At 55.6% G+C, this 16,692-nt stretch carries 11 protein-coding genes and 1 tRNA gene; 1 reads left to right on the top strand and 11 read right to left on the bottom strand.

Going from position 1 to position 16,692, the window contains the following annotated elements; all coding sequences use genetic code 11:
* Window positions 1-380: 380 nt before the first annotated feature.
* The 11 genes from IOB61_RS09945 to IOB61_RS09895 all read right to left on the bottom strand — a co-directional run bounded on the left by IOB61_RS09945 (window position 381) and on the right by IOB61_RS09895 (window position 14,917).
* On the bottom strand, window positions 381-1,274 hold the full coding sequence (locus IOB61_RS09945; protein WP_290815840.1) for a carbonic anhydrase: 894 nt from the start codon (window positions 1,272-1,274) through the stop codon (window positions 381-383).
* Between the two features lie 493 nt (window positions 1,275-1,767).
* Entirely contained in the window at window positions 1,768-5,967 is a 4,200-nt protein-coding gene (gene rpoC, locus IOB61_RS09940) for a DNA-directed RNA polymerase subunit beta' (RefSeq protein WP_290815837.1), read from the bottom strand.
* 79 nt (window positions 5,968-6,046) lie between these two features.
* Window positions 6,047-10,171: a DNA-directed RNA polymerase subunit beta gene (gene rpoB, locus IOB61_RS09935; RefSeq protein WP_290815833.1), complete on the bottom strand. Its 4,125-nt coding sequence runs from the start codon at window positions 10,169-10,171 to the stop codon at window positions 6,047-6,049.
* 215 nt (window positions 10,172-10,386) lie between these two features.
* On the bottom strand, window positions 10,387-11,187 hold the full coding sequence (locus tag IOB61_RS09930) for a hypothetical protein (protein WP_290815830.1): 801 nt from the start codon (window positions 11,185-11,187) through the stop codon (window positions 10,387-10,389).
* A 206-nt stretch (window positions 11,188-11,393) separates the two neighbouring features.
* Entirely contained in the window at window positions 11,394-11,774 is a 381-nt protein-coding gene (gene rplL / locus IOB61_RS09925; protein ID WP_085339886.1) for a 50S ribosomal protein L7/L12, read from the bottom strand.
* A gap of 54 nt (window positions 11,775-11,828) precedes the next feature.
* Window positions 11,829-12,344, bottom strand: a complete 516-nt coding sequence (gene rplJ / locus IOB61_RS09920; protein WP_085339900.1) for a 50S ribosomal protein L10 — start codon at window positions 12,342-12,344, stop codon at window positions 11,829-11,831.
* A gap of 315 nt (window positions 12,345-12,659) precedes the next feature.
* Window positions 12,660-13,364: a 50S ribosomal protein L1 gene (gene rplA, locus IOB61_RS09915; protein WP_085339887.1), complete on the bottom strand. Its 705-nt coding sequence runs from the start codon at window positions 13,362-13,364 to the stop codon at window positions 12,660-12,662.
* Between the two features lie 2 nt (window positions 13,365-13,366).
* Window positions 13,367-13,795, bottom strand: coding sequence for a 50S ribosomal protein L11 (gene rplK / locus IOB61_RS09910; RefSeq protein ID WP_085339888.1), 429 nt, complete (start codon window positions 13,793-13,795; stop codon window positions 13,367-13,369).
* 141 nt (window positions 13,796-13,936) lie between these two features.
* Window positions 13,937-14,476: a transcription termination/antitermination protein NusG gene (nusG, locus tag IOB61_RS09905; protein ID WP_085339889.1), complete on the bottom strand. Its 540-nt coding sequence runs from the start codon at window positions 14,474-14,476 to the stop codon at window positions 13,937-13,939.
* A gap of 1 nt (window position 14,477) precedes the next feature.
* Window positions 14,478-14,726: a preprotein translocase subunit SecE gene (secE, locus tag IOB61_RS09900; protein WP_290815821.1), complete on the bottom strand. Its 249-nt coding sequence runs from the start codon at window positions 14,724-14,726 to the stop codon at window positions 14,478-14,480.
* Window positions 14,727-14,841: 115 nt separating this feature from the next.
* Window positions 14,842-14,917, bottom strand: a tRNA-Trp gene (locus IOB61_RS09895).
* A gap of 376 nt (window positions 14,918-15,293) precedes the next feature.
* Between IOB61_RS09895 and IOB61_RS09890 the strand changes: the two genes are divergently transcribed.
* A partial coding sequence (locus IOB61_RS09890) for a TonB-dependent receptor (protein WP_290815818.1) occupies window positions 15,294-16,692 on the top strand: 1,399 nt, incomplete at its 3' end.

Genomic DNA, 16,692 nt, shown 5'->3' with positions numbered 1-16,692 from the left:
GGGGATGACATCGTGGGGGTGGGGAGAGTTTCTATCTAGAAGCGTTTTGGTGATCCTTCCGGTCCACCAAACCGCTTCTTCTAGCATGATTGGGCGATTTGACGGGTCAAGTCCGCTTCGCGCCGCTCCGCGGCAGATTTCCAAAGGAAATCTGGACTTGACGCGACCAATCGCCCACGAACAATAACGTATGGCCTTTGGTGTAGGCAGAGCCTGCACCAAAGCCTTCCAGAGGAAAGAAACCAAAAGCGACATCATCCCGGACGGCGGAGCCGAGTCCCAGACCTTGTGCCGCAAAGTACCACGAGTTCCCTGCACTCCAGGTGTTCCGGTAGCGATGAAATTGGGGGGACAAGGCCCCTCACCGCGCCGCGCTTAGGTTAATCGCGCAAGACGTAGCGGCGATTGACCGGTTGGATGGGTCTGGCATTCATCGGGAACAGAGCTTGGAAAGCTTCCACATCCTTTTGCGAGACCAAGATTGGCGTCGACAAAACAGTCCACAAAACCGTTTCAGAACAAGGAGGTGTGGTGAGAGAGCCCTGATAGCGATAAACCCCATCAATAGGCGCGATCATGCCGCGCTGCTCAATCATACCCAAGCTGGCAGAGCCCTCGTCTTTCGGGGCCTTTTCCATAATGGTTGAGAAAAGGGGATTTTCCCCGCCTGGCATCATCAAGACACCAATGACTGCCAGCCGGCCCTCGGCATTTTTGTGCACGAAATGGACTTCCATCGGATAATTGCGTCCATCGATTGTGTGCTCAGACGGAGTATGGAAATGGAATTGAATGAGATCAAAGCGCTCGCCATCAATGGTGGCATAGCCGCCATCCTTGCCCTCAACTTGGATGGTGTGACCATTATTGACGACGCTCCAGTCACCGGGATTCCAATGCAGCGCAATATTGGAAACTTCCGCATCCACCCCGCCTGTTAAGTCAATTGGCGATTGTTCTTGGCCAGAGGCGCAAGCCTTATTGGCCTCGGCCATCTTGCCCCAATTTTCCGGCCCATTAGCGCCTTCATAGTCCCAATGCGCGCCCTCTTTTCCAGGAAGCAAATGCGACAGAATCGACTTTTCTTCTTTCTCCGGGGCGGCGTGTGCATCGGCGGTTTCGTGGGCGGCGGGCGCGCTGTGGGCATCGGCGGCATCGTGCTTTGCCTCAGCCGCAGCATGGGGTGCCTCACCGCTCATCAAGGCCTTGGCCGTACCAATTCCAATCACGCCCACCAAGGCTACAATTCCAATACCTGCCAACACACGCTTCATGGCCGCATCCTTCGCTTTGTTGGCCCCAAGCTTAACCATGAGGCGTTAAGCCTTTCTCACTTTTCTGTGAGGCGGTTGTGAGCAGCGTGTGTGGGAAGTGCCGGTCTCCTTCTTCTTTAGAGTCTGCACATGCGCATCGAGTTGAAGAACGTGGAAACGCTTTGGCGCTCATTCTAGTCACCTAACCGCTGTTTCAATTGTCCGTGCGACATCTGAGTAGTCACGTGCGCAGCTTTGCTGCGCCGGGAGACGATCCATTTTGGTGAAACGGCGCTTCCACCAAAATGGGTGCAGACGGAAATGCTACTTTCAGCGACGTCATCCCCGATGGCGTCAGCCAACCGGGGATCTTATGCCGTAAACTCGCGGAGGTTCCCGCTCTCCACGTCGTTCCGGCGGGGATGGCATCGTGGGGTCTGCGCGGCAAAACCCAAGCACAAAAAAGGCCCCGAACTACTCCGGGGCCTTTTGAGATAAACGTGGAAAGAGAAGCCTATTCGGTGCCGAGGTCGACAACGTCCATACCGGCCACTTCGGCAGGCAATGGCTCCATCGCGCTTTCTTGCTCGATCGCAGCATCGGCATCCTGATAGGCGGCAATTGCCTTCAAGCGGCGCAGTGCACCACCGGTACCGGCTGGGATCAGGCGGCCCACGATGACGTTTTCCTTGAGCCCTTCCAAGGTGTCGTGCTTGCCATTGACCGCCGCATCGGTGAGGACGCGGGTGGTTTCTTGGAACGACGCGGCCGAGATGAACGAACGTGTCTGCAGCGAGGCTTTGGTGATGCCCAGAAGCACTGGCTCTGCGGTTGCTTCGCGCAGACCCAATTCCTTCATGCGGGCGTTTTCATCGATCAGATCGACTTCATCAATGGCATCGCCCTTGATCATGTCGGTATCACCTGGATCGGTGACTTCCACCTTCTGCAACATCTGGCGGACGATGGTTTCAATGTGCTTGTCATTGATACCCACGCCTTGGAGACGATAGACCTTCTGGATTTCTTCAACCAGATATTCGGCCAAAGCCTCCACGCCCAGAACCGCCAAGATATCTTGTGGGGCTGGGTTGCCATCGAGCAGATATTCGCCGCGCTTGATCCGGTCACCATCTTGAACCGACAAGTGCTTACCCTTGGCGATCAGATAGGTTGCGGGCTCCAGCGTCTCATCATCGGGGATGATCAGAACTTTGCGCTTGTTCTTATAGTCCTTACCGAACTCTACCCGACCGTCGATTTCTGCGATGATCGCATGATCTTTCGGACGACGGGCTTCGAACAATTCTGCCACGCGTGGCAGACCGCCGGTGATGTCGCGGGTCTTGGCCCCACCGGTCGCAACACGCGACAAAGTGGCACCTGGCCCGATCAACTCACCATCTGTGACCGACAAGATCGCATCGATTGGCAAGGTGTAGACCGCGTCTGCGCCATTGGCCAATTTCACGAAGCTGCCATCTTCATTGAGCAGAGCAACGGCTGGGCGAAGGTCGTTATTGGCTTTCGAACCGCGCCAATCGATCACGCGCTTGGACGAAATGCCGGTGGCGTCGTCCAACTCGTCGCGGGCCGAAACACCGTCCACGAGGTCTTGCAAACGCACGCGCCCGCCAACTTCGGTGACGATTGGGGTTGCAAACGGGTCCCAGTCGGCCAGACGCTGGCCGCGAACAACCTTGGTCTTGTCTTCTGCCCGGATGCGCGCACCAAATGGCAATTTGAAGGACTGGCGTTCTTTGCCTTCACCATCGAACACGGCGATCACCATGTTGCGGCTCAAGCAGACCAAATCGCCATCATCGCGCTTCACCGTTGCACGGTTGATGAAGCGAACTTCCCCATCAAGACCGGCTTCCATGAAGCTGGTATCGGCCACCTGAGCCGCACCACCAATGTGGAAGGTCCGCATGGTCAGCTGCGTACCAGGCTCACCAATCGATTGGGCCGCGATAACGCCAACAGCTTCACCATGGTTGACGCGGGTACCGCGGGCAAGGTCACGGCCATAGCAGGTCGCGCACACACCGTTGCGGGTTTCACACGTCAGCGGCGAACGCACCTTAATGGTCTGCACGCCCGCCTTTTCGATGGCGATGGCAATATCTTCATCCACATAGGTGTCTTGCGGATAGAGGACTTCGCCGGTTTGTGGGTCCACGGCGTCTTGCGCCAAGGTCCGGCCCAGAATGCGCTGTTCCAAGGAGACGATGACTTCCGCCCCTTCGGTGACAGCCCGCAACTCGATCCCCATCGAGGTGCCGCAATCTTCTTCGGTGATGATGCAATCCTGCGCCACGTCGACCAAACGACGGGTCAGGTAACCCGAGTTTGCGGTCTTCAATGCGGTATCGGCCAAGCCTTTACGCGCACCGTGGGTGGAGTTGAAGTATTCCTGAACCGTCAGGCCTTCTTTGAAGTTCGAGATGATCGGCGTTTCGATGATCTCGCCCGATGGCTTGGCCATCAGACCGCGCATCCCGGCCAATTGCTTCATCTGGTTCTTCGAACCACGGGCACCGGAGTGGGCCATCATGTAAACGGAGTTCATCTCCAAGGTCTTGCCGTCGCGACCGGGGCGCAGCTTCGAGACTTCTTCCATCATCGCATCTGCCACGCGGTCGGTACATTTCGACCAAGCATCCACGACTTTGTTGTACTTCTCACCCTTGGTGATCAGACCATCAGAATATTGTTGCTCATATTCTTCCACGCTGGTCCGGGTTGCTTCGACCATGGCTTCCTTTTCAGGTGGCACAACCATGTCGGCCATGCCGAAGGAGATGCCGGCCTTACAAGCTTCCTTGAAGCCCAATTGCATCATGCGGTCTGCAAAGATCACCGTCGCCTTCTGACCGCAGAAGCGGTAGACTTGGTCGATGATGTTGGAGACTTCCTTCTTGGTCATCAACTGATTGACGATCGTTGGCGGCACCTTGGGGTGACGGGGCAACAGATCCGCAATCATGAAGCGGCCTGGGGTCGTGTTGATCGTCTTGGTGACGGGCTTGCCGTCCTCATCCACGCCGACATAGCGGGCTTTGATCTTCGAGTGCAGCGTCACCACGCCAGCATCCAAAGCGGCTTCGATTTCGCCCAAGTCCCGGAAGGCCTTGCCTTCGCCGATTTCGCCATCGCGCTCAATCGACAAGAAGTAGAGACCCAAGACGATGTCTTGGCTTGGCACGATGATGGGCTTGCCGCTTGCAGGGCTCAAGATGTTGTTGGTCGACATCATCAGCACGCGGGCTTCAAGCTGGGCTTCAATCGACAAAGGCACGTGAACAGCCATTTGGTCGCCGTCGAAGTCGGCGTTGAACGCGGTACAGACCAGCGGGTGCAGCTGGATGGCCTTACCTTCGATCAGCTTTGGTTCGAAGGCTTGGATGCCCAAGCGGTGCAAGGTCGGTGCGCGGTTCAACATCACGGGATGCTCGCGGATCACTTCATCGAGAATGTCCCACACTTCTGGACGCTCTTTCTCCACGAGCTTCTTCGACTGCTTCACCGTGCTGGACAGGCCCTTGGCGTCCAGGCGTTGGTAGATGAAGGGTTTGAACAATTCCAAAGCCATCTTCTTGGGCAGACCGCACTCATGCAGCTTCAATTCTGGACCCACGGTGATCACCGAACGGCCAGAATAGTCGACGCGCTTACCAAGCAAGTTCTGACGGAAGCGACCTTGCTTGCCCTTCAACATGTCGGCCAAGGACTTCAGCGGACGCTTGTTGGCGCCGGTGATGACGCGACCGCGACGGCCGTTATCGAACAAGGCGTCAACGGATTCTTGCAACATGCGCTTTTCGTTGCGCACGATGATGTCTGGCGCACGCAGCTCAATCAGGCGCTTCAAACGGTTGTTGCGGTTGATCACGCGGCGATAGAGGTCGTTCAAGTCAGAGGTTGCAAACCGGCCACCATCCAGAGGCACCAAGGGGCGCAATTCTGGTGGGATGACGGGGATGTTCGTCATGATCATCCATTCTGGACGGTTGCCAGAATTCATGAAGGCTTCGATCAGCTTCAAACGCTTGGCGAGCTTCTTTGGCTTCAGCTCTGTCGTGCATTCAGAGATGTCGATGCGGATCTGCTTAGCAGTCTCTTCCAGATCGATGGCTTCCAGCATGGTGCGAACAGCTTCGGCCCCAATGCCCACGGTGAAACTGTCTTCGCCATAGGTGTCTTGGGCTTCATAAAGCTCGTTCTCATCGATCAGCTGACGCTCTGTGAAAGGCGTAATGCCTGGCTCGATCACGATGTGACGTTCAAAATAGAGAACTTTTTCAACATCCTTCAGCGCCATATCCAGCATCAAAGCAATGCGCGATGGCAAGGACTTCAAGAACCAGATGTGGGCGACAGGTGCAGCCAATTCGATATGGCCCATGCGCTCGCGGCGCACGCGCTGCAGGGTAACTTCCACGCCGCATTTTTCGCAGGTGACGCCCTTATACTTGATACGCTTATACTTGCCGCACAAGCACTCATAGTCCTTGATCGGTCCAAAGATACGGGCGCAGAACAGGCCGTCGCGCTCGGGTTTAAAGGTCCGATAATTGATGGTTTCTGGCTTTTTCACTTCGCCATAGGACCAAGCCTTGATTTGGTCGGGGCTGGCCAAAGCAATGCGGATATTGTCGAATTGTGGGGCAATGGCTTGTGGGCCAAAGATGTTCATCACGTCTTGATTCATAGAACCCAGTCTCCCGTTCTCGTGAAGAGAACAAAGCGGAGCGTGCAAACCACGCCCCGCAAACTCAATCAAATGTGGATTATTTCTTCGGTGGGAGTTGTCCGCCAGCACCATCGCCAACAGCAGCCCCCATCCCTTCAACCAGCTCCACGTTCAGACCCAAGGAACGCATTTCCTTGATCAAAACATTGAACGATTCAGGGATACCGACTTCGAACGTATCATCACCGCGCACGATGCTCTCATACACTTTGGTCCGGCCAGCGACGTCGTCGGACTTCACCGTCAACATCTCTTGCAGGGTATAAGCGGCGCCATAGGCTTCCAGCGCCCAGACTTCCATTTCCCCAAAGCGCTGACCGCCAAACTGTGCCTTACCGCCGAGCGGCTGCTGGGTGACGAGCGAGTATGGACCGATCGAACGGGCGTGGATCTTGTCATCCACCAAGTGGTGCAGCTTGAGCATGTAGATATAGCCCACGGTGACCTTGCGCTTAAACGCCTCACCGGTACGGCCATCATACAACGTGCTCTGACCGGTTTCATCATTGCCCGTGCGGCGCAACAATTCCCGGATGTCGCTTTCGCGTGCACCGTCGAACACAGGGGTTGCAATCGGAACGCCGAACGACAGGTTCCGACCCAAGATTTTCAGGTCTTCTTCGCTGGTTGGCAATTCCTCATTCGGGCCATAAATGCTGGTCAAGGTTTCGACAAAGCGTGCCTTGTCCCCTGCCCGCTCATAGGCTTCTAAGGCGTCCTTGACTTGCTTGCCAAGGCCCGCGCAGGCCCAACCCAAGTGGGTTTCGAGGATCTGACCCACGTTCATCCGCGATGGCACGCCCAAGGGGTTCAGCACGATATCAACATGGGTGCCATCTTCGAGGAATGGCATGTCTTCGATGGGGGTGATGCGCGAGATAACCCCTTTGTTGCCGTGACGACCGGCCATTTTGTCGCCGGGCTGCAGCTTGCGCTTCACTGCCACGAAGACTTTGACGACCTTCATCACGCCTGGAGGCAATTCATCGCCACGACGCAGCTTTTCAACCTTGTCTTCAAAGCGGGCATCCAAGCTGCGCTTTGCATCTTGGAACAGCTTCTGAATGGCTTCGATTTCGCCCATCGCCGCTTCATCGGCAATGGCGATCTGCCACCATTGCCCCTTGGAGAAGTCTGCCAAGGTTTCTTCGGTGATCTCGCCTTTGCTGAAGCCCTTTGGACCCGACAGGCCTTCCTTGCCGACCAGCAATTCCTTCAAGCGGCCATAGATGTTGCGCTCAAGGATTGCCAACTCATCGTCACGGTCCTTGGCCAAACGTTCAATTTCCTCACGCTCGATTTGCATCGCGCGCTGGTCCTTGTCGACGCCGTGGCGGTTGAACACGCGGACTTCCACAACCGTGCCTTGAACGCCAGGTGGCACTTTCAAAGAGGTGTCGCGAACGTCAGAGGCCTTTTCACCGAAGATCGCCCGCAAGAGCTTTTCTTCTGGTGTCATGGGGGTTTCGCCCTTTGGCGTAACCTTGCCGACCAGAATGTCGCCTGGATTCACTTCCGCACCAATGGCCACGATACCTGCTTCATCCAAGTTCCGCAGGCTTTCTTCGCCGACGTTTGGAATGTCGCGGGTGATTTCTTCGGGGCCGAGCTTGGTATCGCGTGCCGAAATCTCAAACTCTTCCAAGTGGATCGAGGTGAAGACGTCGTCGCGCACGATGCGCTCGGAAATCAAGATGGAGTCTTCGAAGTTGTAACCGTTCCAAGGCATGAACGCGACGAGCACGTTACGGCCTAGAGCCAATTCACCCAGATCCGTCGATGGACCATCGGCGATGATGTCGCCATCACGGACCAAATCGCCAACCCGCACTAAAGGACGCTGGTTGATACAGGTGTTTTGGTTTGAACGCTGGAACTTAATCAAGCGATAGATATCAACGCCTGGCTTGGTTGGATCGGTTTCTTCAGTCGCACGCACAACGATACGTGTGCCGTCGATCTGCTCGACGATGCCGGGACGGCGGGCGACGATGGTAGCGCCAGAGTCGCGCGCCACAACGCCTTCCATGCCGGTGCCGACGAGAGGTGCTTCGGCTTTCACCAAAGGCACGGCCTGACGTTGCATGTTCGAGCCCATCAGAGCGCGGTTTGCGTCGTCATTTTCCAAGAATGGGATCAGGGCCGCAGCTACCGAAACCACCTGCTTGGGCGACACGTCGATGAATTCGATCAGATCGCGGTGCAGAATGGTGGCATCGCCGTTTTGACGGGCTTCGACCAATTCTTCGGTGATATAGCCGGTTTCATCCACGGGCGAGTTTGCCTGTGCAATCGCATATTTGGCTTCTTCAACTGCCGAGAGATAGATCACCTCTTCTTGCATCTTGCCATTGATCACCCGGCGATACGGGCTTTCGATAAAGCCGTACTTATTGACGCGCGCAAACGTCGCCAAAGAGTTGATCAGACCGATATTCGGACCTTCTGGCGTTTCGATGGGGCAGATACGGCCATAATGGGTTGGGTGCACGTCGCGGACTTCAAAGCCTGCACGCTCGCGGGTCAAACCACCGGGGCCCAAGGCCGACAAGCGGCGCTTGTGGGTGATTTCCGACAGCGGGTTGGTTTGGTCCATGAATTGCGACAATTGCGATGAGCCGAAGAACTCACGCACGGCAGCGGCGGCTGGCTTAGCGTTGATCAAATCATGCGGCATGACGGTGTCGATATCGATCGAGCCCATGCGTTCCTTGATCGCACGCTCCATACGCAGCAGGCCGACGCGATATTGATTTTCCATCAATTCGCCGACCGAACGGACGCGGCGGTTGCCGAGGTTATCGATGTCGTCGATTTCGCCACGGCCATCGCGCAGACCAACCAAGACCTTCAGAACTTCAATGATGTCTTCCTTGCGCAGAACGCGCATTTCGTCATCCACATCGAGGTCGAGGCGCATGTTCATTTTCACGCGGCCCACGGCCGAGAGATCATAGCGCTCCTTGTCGAAGAACAAGGATTGGAACATGGCTTGCGCGGTTTCTTGCGTTGGTGGCTCACCAGGACGCATCACGCGGTAGATGTCGGTCAAAGCGCTTTCGCGGCCGTCATTCTTGTCCAGAACGATGGTGTTGCGCATCCAAGGACCAACGGTGACATTGTCGATATCCAAGACGTCGATTTCGGTCACGCCAGCTTGGCGCATTTCCACGATTTGAACATGGCTCAACTCTTGGCCGGCTTCGGCATAGATCTCACCATTTTCGGCGCTCGCGATATCGAAGGCTGCAAAGCGGCCAATCAATTGATCGTCTGGCACCAACAAGGTGGTAACACCTTCTTCGGCCAATTTATTCGCGTTGCGAGCCGACAATTTCTTGCCGCCTTCAGCCACCACCTTGCCGGTCGCTGCATCGATCAGATCATAGGCTGGCTTCTGGCCGCGCCAACGCTCTGGCACGAACGGAATGTGCCAACCGCCTTCAGCGGCCGTGTAGGTGATGGTCTTGTAGAAGGTCGACAGAATTTCTTCTGCGTCCATGCCCAAAGCATAGAGAATGGTCGTCGCCGGCAGCTTACGCTTGCGGTCGATACGAACATAGACAACGTCCTTGGCATCAAACTCAAAATCAAGCCACGAACCACGGTATGGAATGACGCGGGCTGCAAACAACAGCTTGCCCGACGAGTGGGTCTTGCCCTTGTCGTGATCGAAGAAGACGCCTGGCGAGCGGTGCATCTGCGAGACGATCACGCGCTCGGTACCATTGACGACGAACGTGCCCTTGTCGGTCATCAAAGGAATGTCGCCCATATAGACGTCTTGTTCCTTGATATCCTTAACCGATTTTGCACCGGTATCTTCGTCGGATTCAAAGGTGATCAGACGCAATTTGACCTTTAGAGGAGCCGAATAGGTCAAGTCGCGCTGGATACATTCATCCACATCAAACTTGGGAGGCTCAAACTCAAAAGAGACATATTCCAGAACGGCACGCTCTTGGAAGTCCTTGATCGGGAACACCGATTTGAAGACAGCTTCAATGCCTTCATCGCGGCGCAATTCTTGCGGCACATCTTTTTGAAGGAACTGGTCATAGGAACTTTTTTGAACCTCAATTAGGTTCGGCATAGTCACTGCCTCGGCAATTTTGCCGAAAGATTTACGAATACGTTTCTTACCCGTGAACGATTGAGCCATCGCTCTTCCCTTCTTGTGGGGCCGCGCGATCATCCAGCGGGGGCTGGGCGCGCAGGCTGCCGAATGATTGCCTGCTCGGGAAAAAGCCCCCTTCAAACGCAATAAACGGTCCCGCAGGCGTGTGGGACCGTAGCGTGGAGATATGAAGGTGCGAGGTGCGTATGTCTTACGTCGCCCTGCAAGTAAAGGGGGATCAGGCAGTCATCACAGCAGATTTATGCCTGAAGGAAACCTGGCCCTTTTTTTGTCCGCACCACCAAGCTTAACAGAGTGTAAAATACGGTAAAGGCGAGAACCATTTCCGACAATTCTTCAAAGACTTCGTGTTGCAACAAGATGCCGGCGCTGACCATCAAGCCGTAGACAGCCGGCCAACAGAAACAATCGCGCAGAAACCGCACAATGGTTAGATGCGCCAAAGACTCCCCATAATGATGGGCGACAGGCGGAAGGAGGATGAGGCACCAACCCAAACCCTGATAAAGCGCGTCGTAGAGACGTGGGGAAACCAAATTATGGAGGTTCGCCTCATGCTGTAGATTGACCTCAACCAGACTTTCCGGGGTAGCAAAGCCCAGCCAATGCTGGCCCCAACTGATTTCTTCACCGATCATGGCCACAAAGCCAAAGATGCCCATCATCAGAATAACCCGCCACATGGGCGCTGCCTTCGCACCATAAATGCTACTGGCACGCCGGAAAAGGACGAGGGCGCACGCAATCGCCAACGCATAGAATAGTACGGTGGCGGTCTCGACGATCCCGCCGTCAAACTGCTCTGAGCCAAAAATCCAAGACTCGGGCTGATGAGTCAGCGTTGCCCAGGCATCGGTCGGCACAAACACGCCCCAGGTCATGAAAAGACCAACAAAGCCCAGCGCCGTTACCGCATCGAATGGATGGGCTATCCGCCCGCTACGATCCAGCCACCGAAACAAGCTCACGATCATAGATACCAAAGCTGACAGCAAGAAGAGTGCGGTCATAATGGGGTTTGAAGCATGGATGGCAAACACGAGACGGCACGCTTTCTAATTTTGTGCGGCCTTCGGCTAGTCTTGGGCCATGGATCGCATTGCGGAATGAGAATACACCCGCTTTCCTTTCTACTTTGTTCACGGGCCCGTGAAGCATAGAAGGCGGCGCACAGTATTTTGGGCACAAAAAACGGGCACCTCCATCACAGAGGTGCCCGCCTTTGTTTTCAGCTTACGCTGAAAGCTTACTTCAATTCGACCTTTGCACCAGCTGCTTCGAGCTGAGCTTTGATCTTGTTGGCTTCGTCCTTGGACACGCCTTCTTTGACTGGCTTTGGAGCTGCTTCGACCAGGTCCTTGGCTTCTTTCAGGCCCAGACCGGTGATGCCGCGAACTTCCTTGATCACTTCGATCTTCTTGTCGCCGAACGACGCGAGAACGACGGTGAATTCGGTTTGCTCTTCAGCAGCTTCAGCAGGAGCAGCAGCGCCACCGCCAACTGCAGCAACAGCCACAGGAGCAGCAGCCGTAACGCCCCACTTTTCTTCCAGAAGCTTTGCGAGGTCAGCAGCTTCCAAAACGGTCAATGCGGACAGGTCTTCGACCAACTTTTCGAGTTTAGACATTTTCGTGTTTCCTGACTTGGATAAGTTTGTAAGTGGTATCGCGGACGACGGACGTCACGCAGCATTCTTGTCGGCATGTGCCTGCAGAACGCGGGCCAATTGGGCGGCAGGTGCTTGAACCACAGCAGCGATTTTCTGGGCTGGTGCCTGGATAACGCCAATGAGTTTCGAACGTAGCTCGTCCAAGGATGGCAAGGTAGCCAGCGACTTGACGCCATTGGCGTCGAGCACTGTTGCGCCCATGAAGCCCCCAGTCAGAACGAGCTTGTCGTTCGACTTGGCGAAGTCTGCCATCAATTTCGGCGCGACCGTTGGGTCTTCCGAAAATGCAACAGCTGTCGGGCCTTTCAGGAGCACATGGGCGCCGTGGCCCGGATGTCCTTCAAGTGCCAGCCTCGCGAGGCGGTTTTTGACCACCTTCACGCCCGCACCAACGGCCGAGGCCTTGATGCGGAGGTCCGTCAATTCCGCGACGGTCATTCCGGTGTAGTGTGCAAACACAACAACGGTATTCTCGTTAAAGACGCTTTTCAGTGTCTCGACGACTTCGGCCTTTTCGGTCCGATCCATCGCGGTCTCCTCAGGTTTGATAGATGGGACCATCCCATCTATCGGTGACTGCCACCTCCCAAAGAAAGGGCGGCGACAGGCCTGCCCGGGGACGAAGGACCTCTGATCCGTTTGTTGCCAAACCTATCATCAGTTACACTCGCTCCCGTCTAACGTGGACCAGAAAGTCTCCTCTCTGATTAAGCCATCACTGGCATCCATGATCTCGGACAGGTTGCTCTAGCTTGATAACAACACAAACCAGAGCATTCGCGCGGGGTTGCCCCCGTTTGAATGGGTAGGACGGGCAGACCCTAAAGCCTGCCCATCAATTCTTTAGGCTGGGACGTTGATCGCAGAAGCGGTGTCAACCTTGACGCCAGGACCCATGGTCGAGGACATCGAAACGCGGCGGACATAGGTGCCCTTCGCGCCGGTTGGCTTTGCTTTCACGAGGGCGTCGACCAATGCGCGGGCATTTTCAACCAAAGCCGCTTCGGTGAAGCTTGCTTTGCCGATGCCAGCATGAACGATACCAGCTTTTTCCACGCGGAACTCAACAGCGCCGCCCTTGGAATCTTCAACAGCCTTTTTGACGTCCATGGTCACAGTGCCGACCTTTGGGTTTGGCATCAGGCCGCGCGGGCCCAAGACCTTACCCAAACGACCAACGAGGGCCATCATGTCTGGGGTTGCGATCACGCGATCAAAGTCCATGCGGCCGCCCTGCACTTCTTCGAGCAAGTCTTCTGCGCCGACGATTTCGGCACCAGCAGCGCGGGCTTCGTCTGCCTTGGGACCGCGAGCAAACACAGCCACGCGAACCGAACGGCCAGAACCGTTTGGCAAATTACAGACACCACGGACCATTTGGTCAGCATACTTTGGTTCAACGCCCAAGTTGACAGCGATATCCACGCCTTCGTCAAACTTGGCCTTGGCATTCGCTTTCACGATCGCGATAGCTTCTTCCAAGGTGTAGAGCTTTTCAGCAACAACGCTTGTGCGGGCGGCTGCGAGCCGTTTTCCAACTTTAGCCATGATTATGCCACCACTTCCAAGCCCATGGAACGTGCCGAGCCAGCGATGATTTTCGTCGCGGCGTCGAGGTCCATAGCGTTCAAGTCTTTCATCTTCTTTTCAGCGATCTCACGGCACTGGGCCATGGTCACCGAACCGGCGCGGTCACGACCTGGTTTCAACGAGCCCTTCGAGAGACCGGCAGCCTTTTTGAGATAGTGCGACGCAGGTGGCGTCTTGATCTCAAAGGTGAAGCTCTTGTCTTGGTAATAGGTGATCACGGTTGGGCAAGGGGTACCCTTTTCCATTTCCTGCGTCTTGGCGTTGAAGCCTTTGCAGAATTCCATGATGTTCAAGCCGCGTTGACCCAACGCAGGCCCGATTGGTGGAGCAGGCTTTGCTTCGCCTGCCATCACCTCGAGCTTAATTTGCCCGAGAACTTTCTTCGCCATAGTCCCACTCCTAAAAGCCACCCTATTCAGGTGTGCTTGGGTTTTTCGATCTGACCAGCCCAGCTGGAAGATCGAGGGTTACGTGGTCCGGCCGCGCTGGCTTAATTTGCGCGAACCTCCCACATCTCATGAACCGGTGGATTAGCTGAGCTTTTCCACCTGCCCATATTCAAGTTCAACCGGTGTTGACCGGCCGAAGATTGAAACTGCAACTTTGAGGCGCTGACGCGTCTCATCGACTTCTTCAACATGGCCTTCGAAGGAAGCAAATGGGCCATCCATAACCCGCACCTTCTCGCCCAAATCGAACGAAACAATTTGCTTTGGACGCTCAACACCGTCTTCGACCACGCCGAGAATGCGCTGAACTTCACGCTCAGACACAGGCGTTGGACGCTTACCCGCATCAGCACCCAAAAATCCGGTCACCTTCGGGGTGTCCTTTACCAAGTGATAGGTGGCGTCATCCAACTCCATCTTCACCAAAACATAGCCGGGGAAGAAGCGGCGCTCGCTCACGCGTTTGCGGCCACGGACAGTCTCTGTCACTTCTTCTGACGGCACCAGAACTTGCTCAACCTTGTCGGCCAAGCCTTTCTGGGCGGCAGTCTCTTTAATCTGTTCTGCAACTTTCTTCTCGAAGTTCGAGTAAGCGTGCACGATATACCATTTGGCGCTCAACCTATTGTCCCCCGCCAATGCCGAGTATGAAACCAACTGCGCTGCGCAACAGCAAGTCAACTAAGAAAAAGAAGATCGCGGCAACCACGACCATCAAAAATACGAAAACAGTCGAAACCAAAGTCTCATTGCGCGACGCCCAGGAAACCTTGCGGATTTCCGAACGCACGTCCTTAAAGTACTGGACGAGGCCAGACTTCTTGACCGCAGGCTTTGGAGCCGGAGTGGGCGTGGTTGGTGCTTGTGCCATGATGTTTTAGGTGGTGCGGGCAACCCGAAAGCGCCAGCCCCAATCGTTCCTGTTTTGCATTCCGTTGAGCAACCCCTTAATCGAGGCCACCCTGTTCCCATTACTATCCCGCGCCTGGCAGGGGCTGAGGGACTCGAACCCACGACCCTCGGTTTTGGAGACCGATGCTCTACCAGCTGAGCTAAACCCCTAAAGCGCGCCGCGCCCGAAGGCGTTAGACCTTGGGCGCGGACCGCCGCATATGCCCGAACACCCCTTCTGACGCAAGGGGGGCAAGTGAAACAAGTCGCATTGTTTGATGCTATCTGCGCAGTGACAATACGCCATTTGACTAACGAGTATCCCCACAACGAAAAACTGTCGTCAAATTGTTGCAGCAACGCAACACACGACAAATAGAGTCGCTCATGCGGCGAATTTCACCATCTCCAAGGTAGATTGATCCGTGTTCGCACGTTAGCCAACTCGTCCATCAGCAATTCGGCGCTTCAGATTCCTCCTCGACCACTCCGGTCTTACTGGGGCGAAACAACGGATTGGCGATTACACAATCAGGATGGACTTCACATGAGATTTACACGTCACCTCGCCTTGGCTTCGGTTAGTGCTGTTGCCTTTAGCACGCTGGCATTCGCACCCGGATTGGCCGCTGCGCAAACCGCAGCTGCAACCGAAGAACCAACCGGCATCGAAACCGTTATCGTGACGGCTCGCAAGCGCGAAGAGAGCAGCCAAGACGTGCCCGCCTCGCTGACGACAGTGCGTGGTGATGCGCTCACGACGCTCACGTCGGGCGGCGCAGACATGAACGCTTTCTCTGGTCGCGTGCCATCGCTGGTTGTCGAAAGCTCCTTCGGCCGAACCTTCCCCCGCTTCTATCTGCGTGGACTTGGCAATTCGGACTTCGACCTCAACGCCTCGCAGCCTGTATCGCTAATCTATGACGAAGTCGTGTTTGAAAACCCAGTTCTCAAAGGTTTTCCTGTATTTGACGTGGAGCGCATTGAAGTCTTGCGCGGGCCGCAAGGCACGTTGTTTGGCCGAAATACGCCAGCCGGTATCGTCAAATTCGACAGCGTGAAGCCCAATGGCAAATCGAGCGGTTATTTGAAGGGCGGCTTCCGCTCGTTTGGCGGCCGGGATGCCGAAGGTGCTTTGGGTGGGGCAATCAGCGACACGGTTTCATTCCGCGTATCTGCGCTGTTGACCGGCCAAGATGACTGGATCACCAACACAGGGCCCTTGGCTGAAAAGAATCTGGGTGGCTTTGATGATCGTGCGATCCGCGCCCAATTGCGTATCCAGCCCAGCGACCAACTCGACATCTTGCTGAATGCGCATGCCCGCAAGCTCGAGGGCACCTCACAAATCTTCCGCGCCAACGTCATAACCAGAGGCCAGCGCGGCCTCAACAGCAATTTTGTTGCAGATCGAGTCAGCTATGACCAAGGTGAAGGCAATAACCAAGAGCTGGAATCAAAAGGCCTGACCGCTCGCATCGCCTATGACTTTGGCAACGTAACCCTCACCTCGGTGACAGGCTATGAGACCTTAAGCTTCTATGGCCGCGGCGACATCGATGGCGGCGTGGCTGGTGTTGGCCCAGGTTTCATCCCCTTCAGCTCGGATACGGCTGACGGCGTGGACGACCACAAACAAGTCACACAAGAATTACGTCTGTCCAGCAATGGCGATGGCGCATTTAGCTGGCAGGTTGGGGCCTATGTGTTCCAAGAAGAACTTTCGATCTTCTCTCTTGGCTTCTTCTCCCCAACCGGTGTGTTCACCGATGCCCGCCAAACCCAGGACACCGATTCTTGGGCTTTGTTCGGCTCCTTGACCTATAAGCCAAGCGACCGCTTGGCCTTGACGGCTGGCCTGCGCTATTCAGACGACAGCAAGGATTTGGTCGCGCGTGGCGGCATCGCCAACATCGCCCCTGTTCGCAGAAGCGTTTCAGATGAGG

The organism is Aquidulcibacter sp., assembly GCF_020253525.1.
Classification (GTDB): Bacteria; Pseudomonadota; Alphaproteobacteria; order Caulobacterales; family Aquidulcibacteraceae; genus Aquidulcibacter.
The sequence above is the reverse complement of the archived record's forward strand: the minus strand, read 5'-3'. Positions and strand labels throughout refer to the sequence as shown.

What these genes read in the sequence shown, in the direction of transcription:
- rplJ (WP_085339900.1), bottom strand. Translation starts at nt 12,344, where the DNA reads ATGGATCGGACCGAAAAGGCCGAAGTCGTCGAGACACTGAAAAGCGTC.
- rpoB (WP_290815833.1), bottom strand. Translation starts at nt 10,171, where the DNA reads ATGGCTCAATCGTTCACGGGTAAGAAACGTATTCGTAAATCTTTCGGC.
- rpoC (WP_290815837.1), bottom strand. Translation starts at nt 5,967, where the DNA reads ATGAATCAAGACGTGATGAACATCTTTGGCCCACAAGCCATTGCCCCA.
- secE (WP_290815821.1), bottom strand. Translation starts at nt 14,726, where the DNA reads ATGGCACAAGCACCAACCACGCCCACTCCGGCTCCAAAGCCTGCGGTC.
- rplK (WP_085339888.1), bottom strand. Translation starts at nt 13,795, where the DNA reads ATGGCGAAGAAAGTTCTCGGGCAAATTAAGCTCGAGGTGATGGCAGGC.
- rplA (WP_085339887.1), bottom strand. Translation starts at nt 13,364, where the DNA reads ATGGCTAAAGTTGGAAAACGGCTCGCAGCCGCCCGCACAAGCGTTGTT.
- rplL (WP_085339886.1), bottom strand. Translation starts at nt 11,774, where the DNA reads ATGTCTAAACTCGAAAAGTTGGTCGAAGACCTGTCCGCATTGACCGTT.
- IOB61_RS09945 (WP_290815840.1), bottom strand. Translation starts at nt 1,274, where the DNA reads ATGAAGCGTGTGTTGGCAGGTATTGGAATTGTAGCCTTGGTGGGCGTG.